This is a genomic window from Allobosea sp. TAF32, from assembly GCF_052113585.1.
GTDB lineage: Bacteria > Pseudomonadota > Alphaproteobacteria > Rhizobiales > Beijerinckiaceae > Allobosea.
On sequence record NZ_JBFRDM010000009.1, the window covers coordinates 181517 to 205208 of the forward strand.

25 protein-coding genes are annotated in these 23692 nt (G+C 68.0%); 20 read left to right on the top strand and 5 right to left on the bottom strand.

What is annotated here, in order from left to right; genetic code table 11:
• The first annotated feature begins 31 nt into the window (after positions 1 to 31).
• Positions 32 to 1090, top strand: a complete 1059-nt coding sequence (locus AB4Z16_RS20720; RefSeq protein WP_441513512.1) for an AI-2E family transporter — start codon at positions 32 to 34, stop codon at positions 1088 to 1090.
• On the opposite strand, the gene AB4Z16_RS20725 is transcribed toward AB4Z16_RS20720, so the two are convergent.
• Complete coding sequence (locus AB4Z16_RS20725) at positions 1080 to 2819, bottom strand: metallophosphoesterase family protein (RefSeq protein WP_441513239.1); 1740 nt, start codon at positions 2817 to 2819, stop codon at positions 1080 to 1082. The genes AB4Z16_RS20720 and AB4Z16_RS20725 overlap by 11 nt on opposite strands.
• A gap of 242 nt (positions 2820 to 3061) precedes the next feature.
• Here AB4Z16_RS20725 and AB4Z16_RS20730 point away from each other — a divergent pair, with 242 nt between their 5' ends.
• Genes AB4Z16_RS20730 through AB4Z16_RS20765 form a run of 8 tightly spaced genes read left to right on the top strand, consistent with a single transcriptional unit; the run spans position 3062 to position 10383 of the window.
• The gene (locus AB4Z16_RS20730; protein ID WP_441513240.1) at positions 3062 to 3571 is read left to right on the top strand and encodes a Na+/H+ antiporter subunit E; all 510 of its coding nucleotides are present in this window, start codon (positions 3062 to 3064) and stop codon (positions 3569 to 3571) included.
• Positions 3564 to 3851, top strand: a complete 288-nt coding sequence (locus AB4Z16_RS20735; RefSeq protein WP_441513241.1) for a monovalent cation/H+ antiporter complex subunit F — start codon at positions 3564 to 3566, stop codon at positions 3849 to 3851. The genes AB4Z16_RS20730 and AB4Z16_RS20735 overlap by 8 nt, the downstream gene beginning before the upstream one ends.
• Positions 3848 to 4141, top strand: coding sequence for a monovalent cation/H(+) antiporter subunit G (locus AB4Z16_RS20740; protein ID WP_441513242.1), 294 nt, complete (start codon positions 3848 to 3850; stop codon positions 4139 to 4141). Before AB4Z16_RS20735 ends, AB4Z16_RS20740 begins: the two co-directional genes overlap by 4 nt.
• Complete coding sequence (locus tag AB4Z16_RS20745; protein ID WP_441513243.1) at positions 4138 to 5070, top strand: hydrogenase subunit MbhD domain-containing protein; 933 nt, start codon at positions 4138 to 4140, stop codon at positions 5068 to 5070. The genes AB4Z16_RS20740 and AB4Z16_RS20745 overlap by 4 nt, the downstream gene beginning before the upstream one ends.
• A complete protein-coding gene (locus AB4Z16_RS20750; RefSeq protein ID WP_441513244.1) occupies positions 5067 to 5411 on the top strand; it encodes an NADH-quinone oxidoreductase subunit K in 345 nt (114 codons plus the stop codon). The genes AB4Z16_RS20745 and AB4Z16_RS20750 overlap by 4 nt, the downstream gene beginning before the upstream one ends.
• A complete protein-coding gene (locus AB4Z16_RS20755; protein ID WP_441513245.1) occupies positions 5408 to 6931 on the top strand; it encodes a complex I subunit 5 family protein in 1524 nt (507 codons plus the stop codon). Before AB4Z16_RS20750 ends, AB4Z16_RS20755 begins: the two co-directional genes overlap by 4 nt.
• Positions 6928 to 8559 (top strand): complex I subunit 5 family protein, encoded by a 1632-nt coding sequence (locus AB4Z16_RS20760; RefSeq protein WP_441513246.1) that lies wholly within the window; start codon positions 6928 to 6930, stop codon positions 8557 to 8559. Before AB4Z16_RS20755 ends, AB4Z16_RS20760 begins: the two co-directional genes overlap by 4 nt.
• Before the next feature lie 24 nt (positions 8560 to 8583).
• On the top strand, positions 8584 to 10383 hold the full coding sequence (locus AB4Z16_RS20765; protein ID WP_441513247.1) for an SLC13 family permease: 1800 nt from the start codon (positions 8584 to 8586) through the stop codon (positions 10381 to 10383).
• 21 nt (positions 10384 to 10404) lie between these two features.
• On the opposite strand, the gene AB4Z16_RS20770 is transcribed toward AB4Z16_RS20765, so the two are convergent.
• Positions 10405 to 10695 (bottom strand): GlsB/YeaQ/YmgE family stress response membrane protein, encoded by a 291-nt coding sequence (locus AB4Z16_RS20770; protein WP_441513248.1) that lies wholly within the window; start codon positions 10693 to 10695, stop codon positions 10405 to 10407.
• 450 nt (positions 10696 to 11145) lie between these two features.
• Between AB4Z16_RS20770 and AB4Z16_RS20775 the strand changes: the two genes are divergently transcribed.
• Positions 11146 to 11574 carry a hypothetical protein gene (locus AB4Z16_RS20775; RefSeq protein ID WP_441513249.1) on the top strand — a complete coding sequence of 143 codons (429 nt, stop codon included), beginning with the start codon at positions 11146 to 11148 and terminating at the stop codon, positions 11572 to 11574.
• A 1-nt stretch (position 11575) separates the two neighbouring features.
• Here the strand turns inward: AB4Z16_RS20775 and AB4Z16_RS20780 are convergent, their stop codons facing one another.
• Positions 11576 to 12376 (bottom strand): class I SAM-dependent methyltransferase, encoded by an 801-nt coding sequence (locus AB4Z16_RS20780; RefSeq protein WP_441513250.1) that lies wholly within the window; start codon positions 12374 to 12376, stop codon positions 11576 to 11578.
• Positions 12377 to 12609: 233 nt separating this feature from the next.
• Between AB4Z16_RS20780 and AB4Z16_RS20785 the strand changes: the two genes are divergently transcribed.
• The 10 genes from AB4Z16_RS20785 (at position 12610) to AB4Z16_RS20830 (ending at position 21547) form a co-directional block, all read left to right on the top strand.
• Complete coding sequence (locus AB4Z16_RS20785) at positions 12610 to 13122, top strand: GAF domain-containing protein (RefSeq protein WP_441513251.1); 513 nt, start codon at positions 12610 to 12612, stop codon at positions 13120 to 13122.
• Between the two features lie 8 nt (positions 13123 to 13130).
• Positions 13131 to 13481: a winged helix-turn-helix domain-containing protein gene (locus AB4Z16_RS20790; RefSeq protein WP_441513252.1), complete on the top strand. Its 351-nt coding sequence runs from the start codon at positions 13131 to 13133 to the stop codon at positions 13479 to 13481.
• Positions 13482 to 13816: 335 nt separating this feature from the next.
• Positions 13817 to 14797, top strand: coding sequence for a tonB-system energizer ExbB (exbB, locus tag AB4Z16_RS20795; RefSeq protein ID WP_441513253.1), 981 nt, complete (start codon positions 13817 to 13819; stop codon positions 14795 to 14797).
• Between the two features lie 3 nt (positions 14798 to 14800).
• Positions 14801 to 15253: a TonB system transport protein ExbD gene (gene exbD, locus AB4Z16_RS20800; protein ID WP_441513254.1), complete on the top strand. Its 453-nt coding sequence runs from the start codon at positions 14801 to 14803 to the stop codon at positions 15251 to 15253.
• A complete protein-coding gene (locus AB4Z16_RS20805; protein ID WP_441513255.1) occupies positions 15250 to 16089 on the top strand; it encodes an energy transducer TonB family protein in 840 nt (279 codons plus the stop codon). Before exbD ends, AB4Z16_RS20805 begins: the two co-directional genes overlap by 4 nt.
• Before the next feature lie 70 nt (positions 16090 to 16159).
• Entirely contained in the window at positions 16160 to 16402 is a 243-nt protein-coding gene (locus AB4Z16_RS20810; RefSeq protein ID WP_441513256.1) for a hypothetical protein, read from the top strand.
• Between the two features lie 387 nt (positions 16403 to 16789).
• Positions 16790 to 17995 carry an ABC transporter substrate-binding protein gene (locus AB4Z16_RS20815; protein ID WP_441513257.1) on the top strand — a complete coding sequence of 402 codons (1206 nt, stop codon included), beginning with the start codon at positions 16790 to 16792 and terminating at the stop codon, positions 17993 to 17995.
• 206 nt (positions 17996 to 18201) lie between these two features.
• The gene (locus tag AB4Z16_RS20820; RefSeq protein ID WP_441513513.1) at positions 18202 to 20067 is read left to right on the top strand and encodes an ABC transporter permease; all 1866 of its coding nucleotides are present in this window, start codon (positions 18202 to 18204) and stop codon (positions 20065 to 20067) included.
• On the top strand, positions 20064 to 20837 hold the full coding sequence (locus AB4Z16_RS20825) for an ABC transporter ATP-binding protein (protein ID WP_441513258.1): 774 nt from the start codon (positions 20064 to 20066) through the stop codon (positions 20835 to 20837). The genes AB4Z16_RS20820 and AB4Z16_RS20825 overlap by 4 nt, the downstream gene beginning before the upstream one ends.
• Entirely contained in the window at positions 20837 to 21547 is a 711-nt protein-coding gene (locus AB4Z16_RS20830; protein WP_441513259.1) for an ABC transporter ATP-binding protein, read from the top strand. Before AB4Z16_RS20825 ends, AB4Z16_RS20830 begins: the two co-directional genes overlap by 1 nt.
• On the opposite strand, the gene AB4Z16_RS20835 is transcribed toward AB4Z16_RS20830, so the two are convergent.
• Complete coding sequence (locus AB4Z16_RS20835) at positions 21504 to 22061, bottom strand: MarR family winged helix-turn-helix transcriptional regulator (protein ID WP_441513260.1); 558 nt, start codon at positions 22059 to 22061, stop codon at positions 21504 to 21506. The genes AB4Z16_RS20830 and AB4Z16_RS20835 overlap by 44 nt on opposite strands.
• Before the next feature lie 204 nt (positions 22062 to 22265).
• Positions 22266 to 23684, bottom strand: a complete 1419-nt coding sequence (locus AB4Z16_RS20840) for a M20 family metallopeptidase (RefSeq protein ID WP_441513261.1) — start codon at positions 23682 to 23684, stop codon at positions 22266 to 22268.
• Positions 23685 to 23692: the final 8 nt, after the last annotated feature.

The following is a 23692-nucleotide window of genomic DNA, read 5'->3' on the forward strand; positions in this document are numbered from 1 at the left end:
CGACGCTCCGGATGCGGAATTGGGCGGGCCTATGACGAGTGGCGGCATCTATCAGGCGGCCCAGGTCGTCGTTGCGACGATCCTCGTCGTTGCGGCGCTGTCGATCGCGAGTTCGGTCTTCGCGCCGGTCGCCTTCGCGCTGTTCATCATCGCGCTGGTCTGGCCCCTGCAGAAGATGCTTCAGGGCTTTCTACCGCGGCTGCTCGCGCTCGCGGTCAGCGTAATCGTCATGACCGTCGCGTTCGTCTATGTCGGGTCGCTGGTGGTGTCCGCGTTCGGACGTGTCGGGCGCTGGATCGTCAGCGACGCCGCCCGCTTCCAGGCTTTCTATGACCAGATCACACTCTGGCTCGAAGGACACGGCATAGCGGTCGCGGGAGCCTGGTCGGAGGCGTTCAGTGTCGGCTGGATGCTGCGCACCGCGCAGACCGTGACCGGCCGCCTGAACAGCACCATGAGCTTCTGGCTCGTTGTTCTCGTCTACGTCTTTCTCGGGCTGCTGGAGGTCGACGATTTCGGCCGCAAGCTCAAGGGCATGCGCAACCGCGCCGCTGGGGCCTTGCTGCTGCAAGGCAGCATGATGACGGCGGCCAAAATCAGGCGCTACATGCTGGTGCGAACGCTGATGAGCCTGATCACCGGCGTCCTGGTCTGGCTCTTCGCCAGAGCCGTCGGGCTGCAACTGGCCGAGGAATGGGGCTTCATCGCCTTCTCGCTCAACTACATCCCGTTCCTCGGGCCGCTCGTCGCCACCGTCTTCCCGACGCTGTTCGCGATGACGCAGTTCGGCTCCTGGCAGGCGGTGGTCGCGGTCTTCGCCTGCCTCAACCTGATCCAGTTCGTCGTCGGCAGCTATGTCGAGCCGCGCGTGGCCGGCAGTGCGCTCTCGATCTCGCCGGCGACAGTGCTGTTCTCGGTGTTCTTCTGGAGCTATCTCTGGGGTGTGTTCGGCGCCTTCATCGGCGTGCCCATCACCATCGCCTTCCTCACCTTCTGCGCCCTGCATCCGTCGAGCCTGTGGCTCGCCGAAATCTTCGGCTCGCCGCAGAAGGAAGATAAGGTCCCCGAAGGCGCGCCCGTCACGCCGTAATGGCGGGCGGTGCCGGCGCGATCAGGATGCGCTGCGGTTCGAGCAGCGCGATCCCCTCGGGCGCTGCCGCCAGCGTGTGAATGTAGAAGCAGGTTGGCTCCGCATTCGTCGCCTCCATGACCGGGGAGGGCGCGGAGACGATCTTCAGCGCGCCGCAGCGCCCGATCCAGTCGATATGGCGGTGGCCGTGCATCGCGACCATGCGGGCGGCGACGGGCCGCAGCAGCCGCAAGAGGCGGCTGCCGTTGATCAGCGCGGTTCCGATCCGCTCCGAAAAGGCTTTCGCCGGTTTCGGATATTCGATCGGGTGGTGATGGAGCGCCAAAATCCACCGCGCCTGCGGGAAGGCGCGGGCCGCGGCGATGGTGGCCTGCATGTCCTCCTCGGCGACCAGCCCAAGAGCGTTGGTGAAGGAGAAATGCGCCTCGGCATTCGAGTTGAGCAGGATGACGCCGAGCCCGTCCGGTTCCGCCGGCGGCAGCACCATCGGAAAGGCATCCGCCCAGACGGCTTCGAGTCCCACCGCTCGGCGCAGGCCGCCGGCGTCGGCGAAGGCGGCGATCTTCTCGCGATGCGGTTCAAGCGCCGCGCTGAGGCTGCCTGCGAGCCTGGTCCGGCGCTGGTCGAAGACCTGCACGCGCTCGCCCTGCAGGGCCGCCATGGCGGAAAGGGTCCGCATCTGGCGCAGGTGCTTGCCCGGGCTTCCCGGCAGCTCGAGCCGGGCGGGATTGGCGCGGTCGACGATGTTGACGTCGTGATTGCCCGGCAGGATCAGGCAGCGACCGGCGAGGGCGGGATGGCGTTCCATCGCGTCGAGGAATTCGCCCCACTCGGCCGAGCGCCCGGCATCGGTCATGTCCCCGGTGATGAGCAGCAGGTCGAGCGGCTCGCTCTCGTGGATCTCCGCCAGCCTGTCGAGCACCTGCAGGAAGCGTTCGTTGCCGCGCGGACCGGCGCGCCCGCTTTCGATCCGGAAGCCATAGCGCTCGCCGACGACATGGACGTCGGAAAGATGGGCGACGCGCCATCGCCGCGCCGATGCGGCCGCGGTGTCGAAGCCGCCGAGGTCGCGTGGCTGATCCATCAGGCCGTCGGCCATGCCCCAGAGCAGCGACGCCACCGCCAGATAGACCGACATCAGCGCGACGGCATTTGCGAGAGCCGGCACGACGAGCCGCAGCGGGTCGATGAAGTCGGCGAAGCCGCCCGACCAGCGTGTCGCCGGCCAGACCAGGGCGAAGACCGCCCCGGCGACGGCGCAGCCCAGCAAGCCTGCCCCGATCGCGCTGCCTGCCCGCAATCGTGCGCGCTTATCGGGATCGGCTCCGACGGAACTGAAACTCTCCGCAAGATGCTGCAGCCCTTCGCGGCAGACCGCGTAGCCCGGCTGGACCACCAGAGCGTTCAACGACCAGAAGCTCTTCTCGGCGATGCGGAACAGCGGCCGGAAGCCATACCAGCCGACTATGCCGACAAGTGCGAGCAAAACGAGCGAGCCGATCCCGGCCAGCGCCACCACGCGGCCCGATACGGATGCGAACCACGCCGTCACCACCAGCGGAGCTGCGCCCAGCAGGAGGCTCGGCAGCAAGGCGCCCAGAACCCAGGCGAGCGCGAGCTTGGGCAGGCTGATCTCGCCGAGCAGACTGCCGGCGATCGCGATCAGCGAGTGCTTCTTGGTGCTGCTGGCATCGTCCTCGGCGTCGCCGTTGCGCGGTTCGATGATCATGGACACGGCACCCCGGCGGAGCCGAGAGCTGTGATTGGCGAAAGCCTTGGCCGATTCATGCGATCCCCGGAGTGCGGCATGGAACGCATCCTGCTCATATCGGGCGGGCCACTGCCAGCAGCGCAGGCGAGAATGGGACGCGGCGCACAGGAGTGAGACGTCGGGCTGATGTTGCCCGCGGAGGTGGAAGCTACCTTGGTCTCACGGCCCGGCAGGGCACCCACCAGAGACGGGCGGATGGAATGAAGGCGGCGGCCGCAGCCGACGACGCGCCCCTCTCGGCGCTCTTCGCCCGAGGGCTTGGGCTGCTGCTGCTTTGGGTGATCCTGATGGGACCGGCGCTCGAGGATTTGCCGGTCGGGCTGGTCGCCAGCGCCTGCGGAGTCTGGGCCAGCACGGCTCTCTGGCCGCCCGGCGGGAAGCTCTCATGGATTGGCCTCCTTGGTTTTCTGGCTCGCTTTCTCCCGCAATCCGTCGTTGCAGGTCTCGACGTGGCGCGGCGCGCCTTTGCACGCGAGCCCGACCTGCAGCCCGGTTTTGCGACCTGCCTCTTCTTGATCCCTGCCGGCCTCGCGCTCGACTCGGCCTGCGCCGTGATGAGCCTGCAACCGGGCAAGCTGCCCGTTTCCGCCGAGCCCGACGGGACGTTGCTGATCCACTGCCTCGATCTGCGCGAGGCCGTGGCCGAGCAGGTCGCCGAAGACGAGGCGGCATTCCTGCGCATCCTCGGACCGGGGCGGCACGATGGCTGATTTCCTCACCGGGGCCGCGCTCTTCATCCTGGCCGTAACGGCGATAGCGCTGTTCCGCGTGCTGCGTTCCGGCATCGTTCCCGAACGCATGATGGCCGTACAGCTGCTGGGGACCGGCGGAGCGGCGGCCCTCCTGCTGCTGGGAACTGCTTCCGGATCGGCGGCGACGAGCGATGTCGCGCTGCTGCTCGCGCTGTTCGCGGCGTTCTCCTGCGTCGCCTTCGTGCTTGGCGCCGACGGGCCGGGCGCCGATGGGGATTCGTCGAAGGAGCGGCAGTGAGCGGCCTCGCCGACATCGTCACAGTCGTTCTCGCGACGGCGGGAGCGCTGCTCTTTCTCGCCGGCACGCTCGGCTTGCTGCGCTTCCCCGATACGTTGAGCCGGCTGCACGCCATCAGCAAGGCGGACAATCTGGGGCTCGGCTTGATCGTTCTCGGTCTCCTGCCACAGGCGGCGAGCGTCACGGGCTCGCTGAAGCTGATCTGCGTCTGGCTGCTCGCTCAGCTTTCGGCCGCGACGGCGAGCCAGCTGCTCGCGCGCGCCCTCCGCCGCGACCGGGCCGAGCCATGACGCTCCTGCTCGATCTCGCGCTCGTCGCCTGGCTGCTGGGGCTCGCGGCCTATGTGGTCGCGCAGCCGGATGAACGCAGCGCGATCATCGCCTTCCTCGCCTTCGGGCTCCTGCTCGGGTTGGTTTGGGTCCGGCTCGCGGCGCCGGACGTCGCGCTGACGGAAATCGCCATCGGAGGGGGCGGGACTGGCATCCTGCTGCTGCGAGCGGAAGCGGCGCTGCGCGGCCGCGGCAAGCATGAGGAAGCGATGACGCGCGCCGGCAAGCTCGCCGTGGCCGTGGGCTGCGCCGCGATCTCCGCAGGGCTCGCCTTTGCCGTGCTGACTCTTTCGGCGCCCGCTCCGACGCTGGCGCCGCCCGCTTCGGAGGCGCTGGGGACGACGGGGCTTGGCAACCCCGTCACTGCCGTGCTGCTGGCCTATCGCGCGCTCGACACCCTGCTGGAGAAGGTCGTCGTGCTGCTCGCGCTGATCGGGGTCTGGTCCCTGGCGCCTGACGGGGTCTGGGGTGGCGCCCCGGAGGTGAAGCCCGCCGCCGTTCCGGGGCCGCTGGCCTATCTCGCGCGCATCCTGCCACCCTTCGGAATCGTGATCGGCGTCTACATGTTCTGGGTCGGGGCCGACGCGCCGGGCGGCACCTTCCAGGCCGGCACGGTGCTTGCCGCGATGTGGCTGCTGGTGATGATGGCGGGTCTCCGTCCACCGCCCGATACGGCGCGCCCGCTGCTTCGGCTTGCGCTCACGGGCGGCCCGGCCCTGTTCCTGGCGATCGCCTTTCTCGGCTTCGCTGTTGCCGACGGCTTCCTCGCCTATCCGAAAGGGCTCGCCAAGCCGCTGATCGTGGCGATCGAGGCGGCCCTCACTCTGTCCGTCGCCGCGGCGCTCGCCATGCTGGTGGCCGGCCCGGCCCGAAAGGCGCCCACACGATGACGGCGGCGCTGCAGCCCGGCATTCTGTTCGGCCTGTGCGGCGCTGCGCTCGTCGGCATCGGGCTCTTCACCATCGTCACGAGCCCCGTCCTGCTGCGGCGGATCGTGGGCTGCAACATTCTCGGCGCGGGCATCTTCCTCGTCTTCGGCGCCGTCGCGCGGCGGGGCGCCGCCGCCGGCTTCGAAGCGGACCCGGTGCCACAGGCTCTGGTCATCACCGGGATCGTCGTCGCCTTTTCGGCGAGTGCGCTGGCCGTTGCCCTGCTGAAGCGGCTCTCCGAGCTGAATGTGGGCGATCAGTCAGATGCCTCCGCGCCGGCCGAACGGCGGAGCGGGTCATGACGCCGCTCGTCCATGCCACCACGCCGGGCGGCTTCCTGCTGGTTCTGGCCGTGATCCTGCCGGTCTGTGCCGTGCTCGCCATCCTCGCCTGCGGGCCGCGCAGCGCGGCGCGGATTGCGATGACGACGTTTGCGGCCGGGCTCGCCGTTGCCGTCGCGATCGCCTTCGAACTCGCCTCCAGCGGCACGGCGCTGTCCTATGTCGTCGGTGCCTGGCAGCCGCCGCTCGGTATCGCGCTGCGGGCCGACGGGCTTTCGGGTGCCATGCTCGTCATGACGGCGCTGGTCGTCGTCACGGTCGGCCTTTTCGCACGAACCCAGCACAAGCTTCATGAGGGCGCAGACGACGGGCGTGCGCAGACGACGTTCTGGCTGATGCTGCTCGCGCTCTGGAGTGCATTGAATGCCGTCTTCGTCGGCGAGGACCTGTTCAATCTCTATGTCGCGCTGGAGCTGCTGACCTTCGCAGCGGTGCCGCTGGTCTGCCTCGACGGCCGGGCGGAAACCGTCAAAGCCGCGCTGCGCTACCTGTTGTTCGCGCTGATCGGCTCGCTGCTCTACTTGCTCGGGACCGGGCTGATCTACGGCCAGTACGGCACGCTCGACCTGCTCGCGCTCTCGCGCCTGAGCCGGCAAGATCCGGCGCTCGCGGCGGCACTGGCGCTGATGATCGTCGGGCTTCTGGCCAAGGCGGCGCTGTTCCCGCTGCATCTGTGGCTGCCGCCGGCCCATGCCGGGGCGCCCGCGCCGGCAAGCGCCGTGCTCTCGGCGCTGGTGATCAAGGCGCCGATCTTCCTGATCCTGCGGCTGGTGCTCGATGTCGCTCCGCCGCAATCGGCCGCGATCGCCGGCCAGATGCTGGCCGTCCTCGGCGCGACCTCGATCCTGTTCTGTAGCGTCATGGCGCTCCGGCAGGCCCGGCTCAAGCTGATGATCGCCTATTCGACGGTCGCGCAGATCGGCTATCTCTTCATCGTCTTTCCGCTGGCGGCCGGCAGCGCCGAGCTGCCGCCCTGGGGAACGATCGCTTGGACCGGCGGCGCGCTCCAGCTCATCTCTCACGCGCTGGCGAAGGCGGCGATGTTCCTTGCGGCCGGCGTCATCGCCGAGGCCTACGGCCATGACCGCATTGCCGATCTCGGCGGCTTCGGCCGGGTGCTGCCGCTCAGCGCGGCGGCCTTCGGCCTCGCCGGGCTGTCGCTGATGGGCATTCCGCCAAGCGGCGGCTTCGTCGCCAAATGCCTGTTGCTGACGGCGGCGGTCATCCAGGGCAATCCCTGGCTGGCCGCGACGATTCTGGCCGGCGGGCTTCTCGCCGGAGGCTACGTCTTCCGCGTGATCGACAAGGCACTCGCCGTCCCCGCCGTTCCCGTCGCGCCGCGACGCAAAGTGCCGCGCCGGCTCGAACTCGCGGCGCTGGCACTGGCCCTGGCCGCCGTTCTGCTCGGCTTCGTGCCGCTGCGCCCCTTCGGCTTCCTGCAGATCGGCCGCGACGGCCTCGCCACGGCGTTGGCGCCATGACTGCCGCCGGTCTCCTCCTAGCTTCGGCCCTGCTCGTGCCGCTCCTGCTTGCCGCGTGCTGCCTGTCGGCCTGGTTCCGGGCGAGGGTGCTGGCCGTGCTCGTCATTGCCCCGCTCCCGGCGCTTGCGGGGGCCATCTTCGTGCCCGAAGGCCGCTTCGCCTTCTTCCCGGCTCCGTTCAGGCTGACGCTCGTGCTCGACCAGCCGGGCGCGATCCTGCTCGGGGGAGCAGCGCTGCTCTGGAGCGCGGCTGGCGCCTATGCAGCCTCATCGATGGCTCGCGATCCCGGTGGGTCGCGCTTCGCCATCTGGTGGCTGCTGACGCTCGCGGGCAGCCTCGGCCTCTTCATCGTCGGCGATGTCGTGAACTTCTATCTGCTGTTCACGCTGGCGAGCCTCGCGGCCTATGGCCTGATCATCCATGAGCAGAGCGCTGCCGCGCACCGGGCCGGCGTCATCTATGTCGTGCTAGCACTGCTGGCGGAGGCGTTCCTGCTGATCGCGCTGGTGATGCTGGCGGCAGGCCATCCCGACGCCAACCCCCAGATCCGCAGCGTCGTCGCCGATCTCTCGGCCAATCCGATGCGCGACGGCATCGTCGCGCTGTTCATCCTCGGCTTCGCGCTGAAGATGGGGCTGGTGCCGCTCCATGTCTGGCTGCCCCTGGCGCATCCGGCGGCGCCGACCCCGGCCTCGGCGGTGCTGAGCGGCGTCGTGGTCAAGGCCGGCGTGATCGGGCTGATCCGCTTCCTGCCCTTCGAGGCCGGGATGCCGTTCGCGGGTGCCGTCCTGATCGGCGCGGGCCTCGTCACAGCGTATTACGGTGCCATGCTCGGCATCACCCAGCGGCGCGCCAAGACGGTGCTGGCCTATTCCACCGTGAGCCAGATGGGGCTGCTCGCCGTGCTGCTCGGCGTCGGCCTCGACACGGCCGACCCGGCCGCCACCCATCTGACGGCCTACTACGCCGTCCACCACACGCTGGTGAAGGGCGCGCTCTTTCTCGGCATCGGCATCCTCGCCGCAACCGGCGGGCGTCGGCTGACGCCTGTTCTGCTGCTGACGGCCGTGCTGGCGCTGAGCCTCGGCGGCCTGCCGCTGACCAGCGGGGCGCTGGCCAAGCTCGCGACCAAGCCGATGCTCGGCTATGGTTGGCTCGCCGGCGCGATGACGCTCGCCGCCGCGGGCAGCACCGCGCTGATGGTGCATTTCCTGCTGATCGTCCGCCGCGACACGCTCGACAACCCTGTCGGATCGCCGCCGCTCGGGCAGCTCCTGCCCTGGCTCGTCGTGCTGGCCGCCTCGCTCGTCATCCCCTGGTCGCTCTATCCGGCCGTGTCCGGCGAACCCATCGCCAGCCTGCTCGAGCCCGAGGCGCTCTGGAAGGTGAGCTGGCCGATGCTGCTGGGCGCGGCGGTGATGCTCTTCGTCGACCGCTGGCCGCAACGCCTGGGCAGGATTCCGGAGGGAGACATCGTCGTCCTCGCGCAAAAGGGCGGCCCGTTGGTTCGTGGCATCTCGAACCGCATCGGAGAAATCGATGTGCATCTCCGGCGCTGGCCCGCCGCCGGGTTGGGGCTGATCGCCCTTGCCATCCTGCTCGGCGGCGCTTTGATGCTCAGGACCTGACGAAGGCCTGCAGGAGACCGCTGCGTGACACCGATCGAAAGTACCGCCGTCGTCACCGTGGCCGCGATCGTCCTGTTCACCTGGAACAGGCTTCCGGTCGTCGTGGTCGCGATCGGGGCGGCGCTGGCGCTCTGCGCCACGGGCGTGGTGACGCTCGAGCAGGCCTTCGCCGGCTTCGGCGACCGCGCCGCCCTTTTCGTCGCCAGCCTCTTCATCATCAGCGCGGCGCTGGACAAGACCGGCGTGACCGCCTGGGCGGGGCAATATCTGATCGCCAAGGCCGGCAGCGATGGACAGACGCGTCTGCTGATCATCATCATGGTCGCGGCCGGCTGTCTCAGCGCGCTCATCAGCGGCAGCGGCTCGGTCGCAGCCCTCATGCCGGTGGCGGTCATGGCCGCGGTGCGGCTGCGCCAGTCGCCGGCCCAGCTCCTGATGCCGCTCGCCTTCGCCTCCCATGCCGGCTCCAACCTGCTGCTGACTGGAGCGCCCAAGAACATCCTGGTGTCCGAGGCGCTGGAGGATGCCGGCCTGCAGGGATTCGCTTTTGCCGAGTTCGCGCTCGTCGGCCTGCCGCTGCTGGCGGGCACGATGGCGATCATCCTGCTGCTGGGCAAACGCCTGCTGCCGCAGCAGAGTAGCGCGCGGCTGCCGGCCGATTTTAGCCGGCACGCTCAGACTCTCGTTGAGCATTACGGGTTAAGCGACGGGATTTTCAGGCTGCGCGTGCGCTCGACCTCCTCCTATATCGGTGTCAGCCCGCTCGAGGTCGATCTCAACGCGGACGGGCGGCTCGGCCTGATGGCCGTGCAGGCGGGAGCTTCCGGCACACCATTGCGGGCGCCGGCCATTTCCGAGGGGGACTATCTCCTCGTGCGCGGCGATGCGGAGGCCGTCGCGACGCTGGCAGCCGACAAGCATCTCGCCCTGCGCGACGACCCTGCTCAGAAAGGCTTGTTCAGCCGCCGCTCGGGGCTGGCGGAGGTGGTGATTCCGCCGCGCTCGGCACTGATCGGCCGTGCGCTCTTTCCAGGAATGGTGACGGACAGTGGCGATCTCGTCGTGCTGGCCGTCCAGCGCGCGGGGGTCGATCTGGAGCCGGGCGATGCTCTCTTGGCCGGCGATACGCTGCTGCTCGAAGGCAGTTGGGAAGCGCTCGATCTCCAGCTCGACGATCCCGACGTGCTCGTCGTCAACTCGCCCGACCTCGTCCGGCGCCAGGCCGTGCCGATGGGCGCGGGCGCCGGAGTGGCGCTGGCGGTGTTGACCTGCCTCGTCGCCGCGCTCGCGACGGGTATCCTGCCGCCGGCCGTCGCCGGGCTGCTCGGTGCCGGGGCCCTTATCGCCGCCGGCATCATGACCGTCGAGCAGGCATACCGTGCGATCAACTGGACGACGGTGATCCTGATCGCGGCGATGATGCCGCTCTCCACCGCGATGGTGCAGTCGGGCGCGGCCAAGGTCGTGGCCGACCATCTCGTGGCTCTGACGGGCGGGGCAGGGCCTATCGTCTTCCTCGCCGGTCTCTTCGTGCTGACGGCGAGCCTCGGCCAGGTCATGAGCAACACCGCGACGACGATGCTGGTCATTCCGATCGCAATGGCCGCCGCTGCCGGCATGGGCGTATCGCCGCGGCCGGTGCTGATGAGCCTGTGCGTCGCCGGCTCGGCCTCGTTCCTGACCCCGATCGCGACCGCGACCAACATGATGGTCATGGGGCCGGGCGGCTACAGCTTCAACAGCTACTGGAAGCTCGGCACACCGCTGATGCTCTGGTTCTTCGTAATGGCGGTCTTTTACGTACCGCTGATCTGGCGGTTCTGAAGGGTTGCCGGCGCCCCGACCTCAGGCCGAAGGCCCTTCGAAGCGCTTCCAGCTCCAGAGGGCGACGAGCACGATCAGGGACCCGATAAAGGCGGCAATCACATCCCTGAGCGAAATCGCGATGTTGTCGAGACCCGGCAGGATCTGAAACCAGCGGAAGAGCAGTCCGCCGACCACGGCGCCCGCCAGACCCACGGCGAGATTCCGCAGGAGGCCGAAGCCGCGCTTGTCCCATTTGATCGTGAGGCCGGCGAGGCCGCCGCCGATCACCCCGATGATGATCCAGACAATCACATGATCGAGCGTCTGCATGTTCCCCCCCAAGTCGCGATCGATGGCGGGACGACGTTCGCTCTGGCCGCCCGCAGAAACAACGCTAGAGCATCGCCGCACGTCTTCGATTCGCGGAAATGCTCTAGTTCTTTGTTTTACCGCATTTTCTTCACGCGAGACGATACCCGCGACGCTCGAAAATGCTTTAGAAAGAGACCCAGTGGCACCGGCGAACAGGCCTTCCCCACCGATCCCAATGGGTCCGGCAAACCCGCCGGCGGCGGCGATTATGGCGGTGCCAGTGCCGATAGTGATGCCGGCGGTGGACCGGGTGGCCCCTGCGATTCTGGGACCAGTCGATCGGTGTCCCGTCGGGCAGCCTGAGTTCCTGATCCGGCAATGGCGTCGGCTGCCGCGGCGCCGCTTCGGCCTCGAGGGCCGGCAGGGCCAGGGCGGACCCCGTTGCAAGGGCAAGCAATCCGAGCAGAAATGAACGTCGTTCCATGGGATACGCTCCAGACTGGCTTCGGAAATGACAATGTAGGGCGTCCGAAGGGCGGGGCCAACATCTTCGGCACCTCGCAAGGCCGCTTTCAAACCATGTCGTTACCGGAACATCTTGGTCAGAATCGCCGCGACATGCCGCAGGGCGACATCCTTCAAGCGTCGCCGGTGCTAGGCGATATGGAGCGAGAAGCCCAGCACCGCAGCGGCGACGGAAACGAAACCAGCCCCTCGCAGGATGACAGCACGCGCGAAGGCCGCAGGGCGACCATGTCCGAGCCGTGCAGCCGTGTCTGGACCATCTGGAAATTCGGCACGACGAAGCCGACGCGCCGCGTCAGGCCGCGGCCGGCGAATTCCGCATCGGGAGCGATGGATCGCGAAAACGCCTGCACCCCGCCAGAAAGTCGCTGAGTCACGGCCGCGCGACGACGAGGCGCAGCGAACCTTCGAAGCTCGGCTGGCTGCGCAGGAAGCCGTAGCAGGAATCCCAGGCTCCGGATTCGAGGTCGCCCTGCAGATGGGCAATCGAGGCGGCGCTCTCGGCGTCGCTGACGAAGCTCCAGGCTGAGCAGGCCGAACGAGCGCCCGGCTCCAGGAAGAGTTCCGGCCGGCCGTAATAGGCCTCGTTGAAGCCGTCGCGGCAGGCGAGGGGGATCGGCACCGCGACGATCTCGACATCGCCGCCCAGGACCTTGCCGATATGGCCGAGCGAGGGATAGCGCCGCGCCTCCGTCGCCAGAACCTTGGGGGCATAGTGGTTGAGCCAGAAGGCCTCGACCAGCTCCGGGTCGCAGGAGAGGATGACGACGGGGCCGCGGGTCACGCGGCGCATCTCGCGCAGGCCGGCATCGAGATCCTGCCATTGATGCACGGTGAAGGTCGCCATGCTCGCGTCGAAGGCTTTGTCGGGAAAGGGCAGATTCTCGGCTGTCGCATCGATCGCCACGGCAATATCGGCCGGCCGCTGCGCCCGCATCGAGGCGGAAGGCTCGACCGCCGTGACGTCGCGGTTGCGCGGCTCATAGGAGCCTGCGCCGGCCCCGACATTGAGGATGCGACCGGCCGGGCCGAGCGCGCTCTCGATCAGCGCGGCGATAGCCGGCTCCGGTTGCCGATAGGAGGCATAGCCCTGGCCGATCCGGCCGTAATCGGCATCTCCCGCGCTGCCATCGGCGCGGCGCAGGCTGGTGGCGGCATTGAGGTCAGTGGTCATTCAGGGCCTCCGAGGCCATGGATTGCCAGAACGGCAGGATATGGTCCCGCGTCAGCAGGGCGGTCGCAATGCGCAGCCGCCGGGTCGTCCCGATCAAAGGTCGATTCCCTTTCAGATGGCGCGGGGGAGGATTGCCATGACGCGCGCTCCTTCGGAAAGGGCTTTGGCGCCGGCCTGTCGATGGTGGTAGGACAGCCATCGGACTTCAAAGCCCTTCAGCGAGACGCAGGACCATGTTCGAGGCACAGCGCATCGACACGACCGACAAGGCCGCATTCTATGACGAGCTGACGACGCAGCTCGAAGCCCTGCTCACCGGGGAGAGCGACCCGATCGCCAACGCGGCCAACACCTCGGCGCTGCTCTACCAGATGATGCCGGAGCTGAACTGGGCCGGTTTCTATCTGATGCGGAACGGGGAACTCGTACTCGGGCCCTTCCAGGGCAAGCCGGCCTGCGTGCGTATTCCCGTCGGGAAGGGCGTCTGCGGAGCCGCAGTCGAGCGCCGTGCCTCGGTTCTCGTCGAGGATGTCCATGCTTTTCCCGGCCATATCGCCTGCGATTCGGCCTCCCGCTCGGAGCTTGTCGTCCCGCTGATCGGCCGTGACGGCGTCATCGGCGTCATCGATCTCGACAGCCCCTCGGTCGCGCGTTTCGACGCCGCCGATCAGGCCGGGATCGAGCGCATCGCCGCGATCTATCTTGCCGCCTGCGGCGAGGGCGCCCGTCTCGCCAAAGCTTCCTGAGCCGAGCGGTGCCCTCGCTTAGCCTGCGCATCCAGCTCGATCCCGAGGGGCGGATAGGCCCCGGCAAGATCGAACTGCTCGAGCAGATCGCGGCGCAGGGTTCGATCTCGGCTGCGGGCAGGGCGATGGCGATGTCCTATCGGCGGGCCTGGGAGCTGGTCGAGGAGCTCAATACCCTGTTTGGCAAGCCTGTCGTCGAGCGCCAGACCGGCGGCCGCAATGGCGGCGGAGCCCGCGTGACCGATCTCGGTCAGGCCCTGATCACGCGCTTCCGGGCTGTCGAGCGGGCCGCTGCGGCGGCCGCGAGCGAGCACCTTGCCGCGCTTCAGGCCGAGATCGACCGGCCGACGAATTCCTGAAGCGCAAGCCGGCGCCCGGCCTCGCATCCATCGAAGAACGGATATGCGGAAACGTCCGGGCCGGTTTGGGCGCCGGAAAGACGACTGCGCACAGACACAGCTCTAAGCTGGTCAGCCTTGACATCCGCAGCCTATTCGAACAGGCGTATCGCATATGCAGAATGAGTTCTGCAGGTCTTTTTTGTAATTTTTCTAATGAGGAAGCGGCGGAGCCTAAGTATTCGGAATGATCTCTTGGCACGAAGCCAATGGCCGTGTGCAGAGAGCGCAAACCGGAAGACTCCGAGCCGGCAGCAGCTGGGTAAGCTTACCTCCAGCGAAGACTGGACTTGGTTATGATGCGTGCGTTTCGTCTGGCTCTCGTCGCAGCGGGTCTCTCGGCGCTGTCCGGGCTTGCCGTCCACGCTCAGGAGGCTCCTGCTGCTCAGGTCCAGCCGGCCACCCCGACCAATCCGCTGCCCTCGGTTCCGCCTCAGTTCGCCATCAATCCGCCAAGCACCGCGCATCCGCCGCTGACGACGGAGGCTCCATCGGCGCCCACTGCCGCGCCGGCTGTGGCAGCGGTGCTGCCGCACGACCTGTCGCCCTGGGGTATGTTCATGGCCGCCGACATCGTCGTGAAGGCCGTGATGCTCGGCCTCGCCTTCGCCTCGCTGATCACCTGGACGATCTGGCTTGCGAAGGCGATGGAACTCGCCGGCGCGAAGGCCGCGGCCGGCCGGGCACTGCGCCGTATCGAGGCGGCTGACAGTCTCGGCGCTGCGGCCAGCGCTGCAGCTTCGAAGAGCGGCAAGCTGCGCGGCGCCGTCGGGGAACTCCTCACGGCCGCGCTCTCCGAGACCCGGCGCTCGGCCGATCTCGGTGAGGACGGCACCAAGGAACGCGTCGCCATCGCGCTTTCGCGCGTTGAGGCTCGGGCCGGGCGCTCCATGGCGCGCGGAACCGGACTGCTCGCGACCATCGGCTCGACGGCACCCTTCGTCGGCCTGTTCGGCACGGTCTGGGGCATCATGAACGCGTTCATCGGCATCAGCCAGGCGAAGACGACCAATCTCGCCGTGGTGGCGCCCGGCATCGCCGAGGCGCTGCTGGCGACCGCGATCGGCCTCGTCGCGGCGATCCCCGCCGTCATCATCTACAACGTCTTCGCCCGTGCGATCACCGGCTATCGCGCCACGCTTTCGGATGCTTCCGGCGAGATCCTGCGCCATCTCTCGCGCGATCTCGAGCGGCACCATCGCGCCGTCGCGGCCACTCCCCGTTCGGCCTCCTCCTCGGCGGCCGCGGCCGCATCCGCGCTCGTGCCGGCGGAGTGAGCCATGGCCATTTCCCTCAAGGACCCGCAGGACGGCGACCTCAACGAAGTCAGCGATATCAACGTCACGCCCTTCATCGACGTCATCCTGGTTCTGCTGATCATCTTCATGGTCGCCGCGCCGCTCTCGACCGTCGACGTCGCTGTCGACCTGCCGGTGTCGAATGCGCAGCCGCAGCCCCGGCCGGACACGCCCGTCTTCCTCACCGTCAAGGGCGACCTCTCGCTGGCGTTGGGGAACGACTCCTTGTCCCGCGAGGCGCTGCAGGCCGCGCTCGACCAGCGCACGAACCGGGACCGCGAGCAGCGCGTATTTCTCCGCGCCGACGGCACCGTCGCCTATCGTGAGCTGGTGGAGGTGATGAACCTGCTGCGTAACGCCGGCTATCTCAAGATCGCTCTCGTCGGCCTCGAGGATACTGGACAGGGCGCCGCCGCGGCGGGGGCCAAGCCATGAGCCTGGAACGCCGCTCCCTGTCGCGCTTCGCCCCGGCCGCGCTGCGCTGGAGCGTGGCGGCGCTCGTCGTCGCGAGTGCCCATGGTACGGCTGGCTGGGTCGCGGCGAACTGGCAGCGCGCCGAGGCTGCGATGGGCTCGCCGCCCGCCGCCGTCATGATCGAGCTTGCGCCGCTCGCCGTCGCGCCCGCTTCGGCACAGCAGGATATCGCGCCGGGGCCGGAGTTGGTCGAGGCGCAGCCCGAGCCTGAGCCGCCGACGCCAGAGCCTGTCGAGCAGCCCAAGGAGCCAGAGCCGCCGCCGCCGGAGCCCGAGCCGGTCGCGATTCCGGAACCCGAGATCAAGATTCCAGAACTGCCGCCGCTGCCTGACGCTGCCGCCGTGCTGACGCCACCGCCGAAGGAGCAGCCGAAGCCGAAGYCCAAGCCGAAAGTGGTCGAGCGGCGCAAGCCGGTGAACCCGGACAAGCCGAAGGCGGAGCAGACCACGGCGCCGATCGCACAGGCGCAGGCCGCCCCGCAGGCCGCGGCGCCTGCCTCGGGTGCCTCGCCCGCTGCGCCGGCTGCCAATGCCAGCTGGCGGGGCTCGTTGATCGCCCATCTCAACCGCTTCAAGCGCTTCCCGAACGGCGCCAGTCCCGGTACCGTGCAGGTCGCGTTCAGCATCGACCGGGGCGGCCGGGTTCTGTCGGCGCGGCTGGTCCGTGGCTCTGGTGATGCGGCTCTGGACGAGGAGGCGGTCGCAATGATCAGGCGGGCGAGCCCCGTGCCGGCGCCGCCGGACGGCATCGGTGGCAGCGCGATCGCGCTTGCGGTGCCCGTCCGGTTCTCGCGCTGAGGTAGATGGGGAACCCGGACGCCATTTGCGCGTCGTCGCGTTCGCAGCCAGTGCGCAAAGGAGACGCGCCATGGATATCGGAAAGCTCGCAGCCGGCGCTCTTCTGGCGGTCGCCTGCAGCGGCTGCGGAACGGAAGCCGAGCTGCGCGCGGCAGACGAGGCGCGCTGCCACTCATTCGGCTTCCGCACATCGAGCGAAGGCTTTGCGAACTGCCTGCTCCAGCTCGATCTCAATCGCGCCGCGGATCGGCGTGCCCGCTTCGACCGATACGATGCACCGCCCGGCTGGTACTACGGCCGCAATTGGTGGTGAGCTAACCACCTTCCAGACAAGAAAAAAGGGCCACGCCCGAAAGCGCAGCCCAAGTCTAGGGAGGAAACGCCCAAGGAGGGCGACGCAACATCTCTGCTGCGCTGCGCACTAGATAGGAGCGTCACCTCGCTCCCGCAAGAGGAAAAGGGCAGCAGCACTGACTTATTTTTCAGCTGCGATTAATCTCTTGATATCAAAAAGTTTTCTTGAAATTTGCGGCGGCGGCGATGAGTTTCTCGGCAGTCCTGCTTCTGCTGCATTGCCGAGACGCTGTTGACAATCGGCTGGCATCGATTTTCATATGCATGCAAATGAATCCGCTCCTGCCGCATCGCGTGGCGGGTGGTATCGGCGCGCAACGCGGCCGAAGCGGGCGAGGACAGCCTGATGCAGATCGATCGTCGCAGTTTCATCGCCGGCGTCGCCGCCGTCGGGGCTCCGGGCTTGGTGCGCGCCCAGGGGGCCGGGCCGATCCGCATCGGCGAGATCAACTCCTATACCGCCCAGCCGGCCTTCCTGAAACCCTATCGGCAGGCCTGGGAACTGGCGCAGGAGCAGATCAACGCCGCGGGCGGCGTGCTCGGCCGCAAGCTCGAGACCGTCTTCCGCGACGATGCCGGCAAGCCCGAGGATGCGGTGCGCCACGCCGCCGACCTTGCCACGGCCGAGAAGGTCGACATCATCGCCGGCGGCTTCCTCTCCAATGTCGGCCTGGCGCTCGCCGACTACGCCAATCAGAACAAGCGGCTCTACGTCGCCTCCGAACCGCTGGCCGACGCGCTCGTCTGGTCGAAGGGCAACCGCTACACCTTCCGCTTGAGACCCTCGACCTACATGCAGGCGGCGATGCTGGTGGAGGAGGCGGCGAAGCTCCCGGCGAAGAAATGGGCGATCGTCGCTCCCAACTACGAATACGGCCAGTCGGCGGTGAAATGGTTCAAGGAACTGCTGCTCAAGGCACGCCCCGACGTGACCTTCGTCGCCGAGCAGTTTCCGGCGCTCGGCCGGATCGATGCCGGCGCCACCGTCCAGGCGCTGGAAGCCGCGAAGCCCGAGGCGATCTTCAACGTCACCTTCGCGGTCGACCTCGCCAATTTCGTTCGCGCCGGCAATACGCGCGGCCTGTTCGAGGGGCGCCAGGTCGTCTCGATGCTGACTGGCGAGCCCGAATATCTCGACACGCTCGGCGCCGAAACGCCGGAAGGCTGGATCATCACCGGCTATCCCCATGCCGACCTGCAGACGCCGGAGCACGTCAAGTTCCGCGACGCCTACAAGGCGAAGTACAACGACTATCCCCGCCTGGGCTCGGTCGTCGGCTACGAGACGGTCCAGGCCATCGCTGCGGCGCTGGCGAAGGCCGGCTCGACCGACAACGAGAAGCTCGTCGACGCCTTCGAGGGGCTGAAGATGACCTCGGCCTTCGGCCCGATCGAGTTCCGCAAGATCGACCACCAATCGACGCTCGGCGCCTATGTCGGCAAGAGCGCGCTCCGGAACGGCAAGGGCGTGATGGTCGACTGGAGCTATCGCGACGGCGCCAAGTACCTGCCGAGCGACGACGAGGTCCGCAAGCTGCGGCCGGCGGTCTGAGGGCGTTGAAAGCCAGCGCGTCATGCTCGGGCTTGACCCGAGCATCTCTTGACGCATGAGGCTCCCGAGCCTCTTTTGGCGGACGATTCTCGGGACTACGCTGCGCTTCGCCCGAGAATGACGGAGCGAAGCGCCGGCATCACCGGATGCCACCACCGCTAAGATCCCCACCGTCTGAGACCTATCGCTTCGCCCGAGACGACATGCTGGATCTCGTCCTCACCCAGACCCTGAACGGCCTGGCTTCGGCATCGTCGCTCTTCCTGGTGGCGTGCGGGCTGTCGATCATCTTCGGCGTCACGCGCATCGTGAACTTCGCCCATGGCTCGCTCTACATGCTGGGCGGATATCTCGCCTGGACGCTGGTGACTTGGTTCGGCCCGGCTGATCCCTTGGGCTTCTGGGGCGGCGTGAGCCTGGCCGTGCTGCTCACCGGCGTCGTCGGCGTGCTGATCGAGGTCACGATCCTCAGGCGGATCTATCAGGCGCCCGAGCTGTTCCAACTGCTCGCGACCTTCGGCGTCGTGCTGATGCTGCAGGACATCGCGCTGGCGACATGGGGCCCCGAGGACAAACTCGGCCCGCGCGCACCGGGCTTCCGCAGTTTCGTCATCCTGTTCGACAACCGTTTCCCGAGCTACGATCTGCTTCTGATCGCGGTCGGCCCGGTCGTGCTCGGCTTGATCTGGCTGCTGTTCCATCGCACACGCTGGGGCGTGCTGATCCGGGCCGCGACTGAAGATCGCGAGATGGTCAGCGCGCTCGGCGTCAACCAGCGCCTGCTCTTCACCTCGGTCTTTGCCTTTGGCGCCGCGCTGGCGGGGCTTGGCGGCGCCCTCCAGCTCCCGCGCGAGGCGATCAACCTGCATATGGACCTGTCGATGATCGCGGAGGCCTTCGTCGTCGTGGTTGTCGGCGGGCTCGGCAGCGTGACCGGAGCCTATCTCGCCGCCGTGTTGATCGGCGTGCTCCACGCCTTCGGCATCCTGATCCTGCCCAAAATCACGCTCGTGCTGGTCTTCCTGGTGATGGCGGCGGTGCTGATCGCCAGGCCCCACGGCTTGCTCGGCAAGGCCGCCGCCGAGCCGCGCGGCCATGCTGGCCAGCTCTTCCTGCTGCGCCCGGCCGATGGCGCGGCCAAGCTGTTTGGCACGGTCGCGCTCGCCCTGCTGGTCATCGCGCCGCTCGTCGTGCCCGATCATTTCGTCCTGACGCTGACCGATCTGGTGATCTTCGCGGTCTTCGCCGCCTCGCTGCATCTGCTGATGGGGCCGGGCGGCATCATCTCATTCGGCCATGCCGCCTATTTCGGCCTCGGGGCCTATGGCGCGGCGCTGGCGGTAAAATGGCTGGGCGCATCGATGGAGCCTGCGCTCGTCTTCGCGCCCGTGATGGCCGGCGTCGCTGGGGCGATCTTCGGCTGGTTCTGCGTGCGGCTCTCGGGCGTCTACTTGGCCATGCTGACGCTGGCCTTCGCCCAGATCGCCTGGGCAACAGCCTTCCAATGGGTGGATCTGACCGGCGGCGACAACGGCATTCTCGGCGTTTGGCCCTCGGCGTGGGCAGTCTCGAAGACGGCGTTCTACTATCTCGCGCTGGCCACCGCCGTGCTTGTGATCCTGACCCTGCGCCTCATCATCTTCGCACCCTTCGGCTACGCCCTGCGCGCCGGCCGCGACAGCCCCTTGCGGGCGGAGGCGATCGGTCTCGATGTCGGGCGCCTGCAATGGGCCGCCTTCGTCATCGCCGCGATCGCGGCCGGTATCGCCGGGGGGCTCTTCGCCTTCTCGAAGGGCTCGGTCTTCCCCACCTATATGGCGATCCCGCGCTCGGTCGACGCGCTGCTGATGGTGTTGCTCGGCGGCGTGCAGACGGTTGCCGGGCCGGTCGTCGGCGCCTTCGCCTATATGGGGCTGAACGAACAGCTCGCGAAGATGACGGCCTATTGGCGCTTCGGCCTCGGGCTGTCGATCGTGCTGTTGGTCGTCCTGTTCCCGCGAGGCTTGGTGGGCACCTGGCTGTTCTGGCGCGCCCGGCGGGACAGCGCGGCGCAAGCGGCCGTGGCGGCATGACCCCACCCATGGCCCCCGTGCTGGAAGCACGCGACCTCGCCCGATCCTTCGGCGGGGTGAAAGCAGTCGATGGGGTGTCCTTCTCGGTCGCGGCCGGGCGGCTGGTCGCGCTGATCGGCCCCAACGGCGCCGGCAAGACGACCTGCTTCAACATGCTGAACGGGCAGCTCAAGCCCGACCGCGGCGAGGTCCTTCTCGCTGGCCAGCCGATCACCGGGCTTGAGCCGCGCAAGATCTGGCGCCTCGGCGTCGGCCGCACCTTCCAGATCACCGCGACCTTCGCCTCGATGACAGTGCGCGAGAACGTCCAGATGGCGCTGATTTCGCATGTCGGCGAAAGCTGGCGCCTCTTCGGCCGCGCCAACGGGCGCCACAGCGAGGCGGCGGACGCGCTGCTTGATCAGGTCGGCATGACCCAGCAGGCGGAGCGCGCCTGCGGCGTGCTCGCCTATGGCGACCTGAAGCGCGTCGAGCTTGCGGTCGCGCTCGCCAATGCGCCAAAACTCCTGCTGATGGACGAGCCGACCGCCGGCATGGCGCCGCAGGAGCGCATCGCGCTGATGGCGCTCACCGCCCGCATCGCCAGGGAGCGCGGCATCGCCGTGCTGTTCACCGAGCACGACATGGACGTCGTCTTCGCCCATGCCGACCGCGTGCTGGTGCTCGACCGCGGCCGGCTGATCGCGGCGGGAACCAGCGCCGAGGTTCGCAACGACCCGCAGGTGCGGGCGGTCTATCTCGGCTCCGGCGCGACCTCGGGAGGGCATTGATGGCGGCGCTCCTCGAACTCGCCGGCGTCGAGGCCTGGTATGGCCGCGCCCAGATCCTGCACGGCGTCGGCTTTTCGGTGGGACAGGGCGAGGTCGTCGCGCTGATGGGGCGCAACGGCGCCGGCAAATCGACGACGATGAAGACGGTGATGGGGCTGGTGCCGCAGCCGCAGGGTTCGATCCGCTTCGACGGCAAGGAGATCGCCGGGCGCGAGCCCTTCGCCATCGCGCGGCTCGGCATCGGCTATGTCCCGGAGGACCGGCGTGTCTTCTCGGAGCTGACAGTGATGGAGAATCTCGAAGTCGGCCGCCAGCCGGCGCGGGCGGGTGCGCCGCACTGGACGCCGGAGCGGCTCTTCGATCTCTTCCCCAATCTCGGCCGCATGCGCGACCGGCCGGGCGGCGCCATGTCCGGCGGCGAGCAGCAGATGCTGACCATCGCCCGCACGCTGATGGGCAATCCGCGCCTGCTCCTGCTCGACGAACCCTCGGAGGGGCTGGCGCCGGTCATCGTCGAGGCGATGGCGGAGACCATTCGCGTGCTGAAAGGCGAGGGGTTGTCGGTCCTGCTTTCCGAGCAGAACCTGCATTTCGCCGGCAGCATCGCCGACCGCGCCGTCATCATCGAGAAGGGGCTGATCCGCTTCGACGATACGATGGCCGCTCTCAAGACCGACGAGGCGGCGCGGAGCCAGTATCTGGCGGTTTGAAGCCGGCGAGCAGCCGCCGCATGACGTCGAGCAATGGCTCGATCTCGCGCTCGGCCATCGGCTCGAGCGCGGCGACGGTGATCGCCTTGGCGCGCTCGACATAATCAGGAAGCAACTCGCGGCCGCGCGCGCCGAGCTGCACCAGCACGCGGCGCTTGTCGTCGGGATCGTGCAGGCGCTCGACCAGCCCGCGTTCGGCAAGCCGGGTCACCACGCCCCGGATGGTCGCGGGGTCCATCGCCGTCATGCGGCCGAGCTGATTCTGGGAGATGCGTCCATCGGCGGCGAGGCGGCACAATACCGCGAATTGCGGTGGCGTTGGCCCATCCTGGCCCATCATCTCGAGGAACATCGCGACATAGCGCTGCTGCATCTGCCGCAGCAGGAAGCCGAACTGCTCGTCCAGCACATAGCCGGCGAGATCGACCGGTTCGGGAGTGGCGGAATCAGCCTGACCACTGGCCGAGCGATGATGCCGGCCGAGCCCGTCTTCCGATTCCTCTGTGCGATCCATGCTGGCTCCGGGCGGCGATTCTGCCGGCTGGCCGGCAGGGGTCATTGTCCCGGATCATATGTATTCATTCAATCGCGCAGGCTAGCACAGCCGTCATGCTCGGGCTTGACCCGAGCATCTCATGAAGGAAGGGCGCACCCATCGGTGCGAGATTCTCGGGTCACCGCTGCGCGGCGCCCGAGAATGACGGCAAGCCCGTCGCTATCAGCCCAGCGACATCGTCAGCGGCGGCTTGACCTCGGGCGGCAGCGGCGAGGTGTAGCCTTCCTTGCCGAGGCGCGCCTTGTGATCGGCCTTGGCGGCTTCCATCAGGGCGGGGTCGCTGAGCACGGCGGCGCCGGTCGCAGCCATCGCCTTGGCGACATGGACCATCGCCTTGTGCGCGGCCGGCGACTTGCCCTGCGCCACCACCTGCCAAGTGTGGAACGGCGTGCCCATCGCCACCGTCGGCGCATGGGCCTGCACGGTCGGCACCGCCCAGCTCACATCGCCGATATCGGTCGAGCCGATGGCCGGATTGCGCTTGGCATCGCGCGGCACGAGGAAGTCGGCGAGCGGCGCGCCGCTATCCGGCATGCCGACGGTGCGCCAGATCGAGGCGATCTCCTGCGGCGAGAGCGTCGCTCGAATCTTCTCGGCATAGGCCTTGTCGGCGTCGTCGAAATGCGGCGCGCCGAGATCCTCCATCACTTTGTGCATGGCTTCTTCGAGCGGCGTGTTGGCGACGAGGTCGGAGACGGCGCTGACGATCCGCATCTCCATCTTGGTTTCCGTCATCAACGCAGCACCTTCCGCGATCTTCTTCACGCGCTGCACGAGCTCCAACATGCCGCGCAGGTCACGCGCACGGATCGAGTAGCGGACCCGCGCATGGGCCTGCACGACGTTCGGCGCGATGCCGCCAGTGTCGAGCAGCGCGTAGTGGACGCGCGCATCGGACGGCATGTGCTCGCGCATATAGTTCACGCCGACATTCATCAATTCGACGGCGTCGAGCGCCGAGCGGCCGAGATGGGGCGCCGCCGCCGCGTGCGAGGCGCGGCCGGTGAAGACGAAATCGGCGCGGGTATTGGCCAGCGCCAGCGCCGGGGCGACCTCCCAGAAGCTCGACGGGTGCCAGCTAATCGCGACATCGGCGTCGTCGAAGGCGCCGGCGCGGACCATGAAGGCCTTGGCGGCGCCGCCTTCCTCGGCCGGGCAGCCATAATAGCGCACGCGACCGGGGATCTTGTTCTCGGCCAGCCAGTCCTTCATCGCGACGGCAGCGAGCATCGCGGCGGAGCCGAGCAGGTTGTGACCGCAGCCATGGCCATGGCCGTTGGTCTCGATTTCCTTGTGCTCGGCGAGGCCAGCTTCCTGCGAGAGGCCGGGCAGGGCGTCGTATTCGCCGAGGAAGGCGATGACCGGGCCGCCTTCGCCGGCCTCGCCGATCACGGCGGTCGGGATATCCGCGACATTCTCGGTGATCTTGAAGCCCTGGTGCTTCAGCTCGGCGATATGCTCGGCGACCGAGCGCTTCTCGGTGTAGCACACCTCCGGCATGCCCCAGACCCGGTCGCTCAGCGCGATCAGTCGCTCCTTGTTTGCATCGACATGCCGCCAGAGATCGTTTCGATTGTCCATTGTCGTTC

Bases quoted from the DNA above. Each gene is read 5' to 3' on its own strand.
- AB4Z16_RS20720 (WP_441513512.1), top strand. From the start codon at position 32: ATGACGAGTGGCGGCATCTATCAGGCGGCCCAGGTCGTCGTTGCGACG.
- AB4Z16_RS20725 (WP_441513239.1), bottom strand. From the start codon at position 2,819: ATGATCATCGAACCGCGCAACGGCGACGCCGAGGACGATGCCAGCAGC.
- AB4Z16_RS20730 (WP_441513240.1), top strand. From the start codon at position 3,062: ATGAAGGCGGCGGCCGCAGCCGACGACGCGCCCCTCTCGGCGCTCTTC.
- AB4Z16_RS20735 (WP_441513241.1), top strand. From the start codon at position 3,564: ATGGCTGATTTCCTCACCGGGGCCGCGCTCTTCATCCTGGCCGTAACG.
- AB4Z16_RS20745 (WP_441513243.1), top strand. From the start codon at position 4,138: ATGACGCTCCTGCTCGATCTCGCGCTCGTCGCCTGGCTGCTGGGGCTC.
- AB4Z16_RS20750 (WP_441513244.1), top strand. From the start codon at position 5,067: ATGACGGCGGCGCTGCAGCCCGGCATTCTGTTCGGCCTGTGCGGCGCT.
- AB4Z16_RS20755 (WP_441513245.1), top strand. From the start codon at position 5,408: ATGACGCCGCTCGTCCATGCCACCACGCCGGGCGGCTTCCTGCTGGTT.
- AB4Z16_RS20760 (WP_441513246.1), top strand. From the start codon at position 6,928: ATGACTGCCGCCGGTCTCCTCCTAGCTTCGGCCCTGCTCGTGCCGCTC.
- AB4Z16_RS20770 (WP_441513248.1), bottom strand. From the start codon at position 10,695: ATGCAGACGCTCGATCATGTGATTGTCTGGATCATCATCGGGGTGATC.
- AB4Z16_RS20775 (WP_441513249.1), top strand. From the start codon at position 11,146: ATGAACGTCGTTCCATGGGATACGCTCCAGACTGGCTTCGGAAATGAC.
- AB4Z16_RS20780 (WP_441513250.1), bottom strand. From the start codon at position 12,376: ATGACCACTGACCTCAATGCCGCCACCAGCCTGCGCCGCGCCGATGGC.
- AB4Z16_RS20785 (WP_441513251.1), top strand. From the start codon at position 12,610: ATGTTCGAGGCACAGCGCATCGACACGACCGACAAGGCCGCATTCTAT.
- exbB (WP_441513253.1), top strand. From the start codon at position 13,817: ATGATGCGTGCGTTTCGTCTGGCTCTCGTCGCAGCGGGTCTCTCGGCG.
- exbD (WP_441513254.1), top strand. From the start codon at position 14,801: ATGGCCATTTCCCTCAAGGACCCGCAGGACGGCGACCTCAACGAAGTC.
- AB4Z16_RS20810 (WP_441513256.1), top strand. From the start codon at position 16,160: ATGGATATCGGAAAGCTCGCAGCCGGCGCTCTTCTGGCGGTCGCCTGC.
- AB4Z16_RS20815 (WP_441513257.1), top strand. From the start codon at position 16,790: ATGCAGATCGATCGTCGCAGTTTCATCGCCGGCGTCGCCGCCGTCGGG.
- AB4Z16_RS20825 (WP_441513258.1), top strand. From the start codon at position 20,064: ATGACCCCACCCATGGCCCCCGTGCTGGAAGCACGCGACCTCGCCCGA.
- AB4Z16_RS20830 (WP_441513259.1), top strand. From the start codon at position 20,837: ATGGCGGCGCTCCTCGAACTCGCCGGCGTCGAGGCCTGGTATGGCCGC.
- AB4Z16_RS20835 (WP_441513260.1), bottom strand. From the start codon at position 22,061: ATGGATCGCACAGAGGAATCGGAAGACGGGCTCGGCCGGCATCATCGC.
- AB4Z16_RS20840 (WP_441513261.1), bottom strand. From the start codon at position 23,684: ATGGACAATCGAAACGATCTCTGGCGGCATGTCGATGCAAACAAGGAG.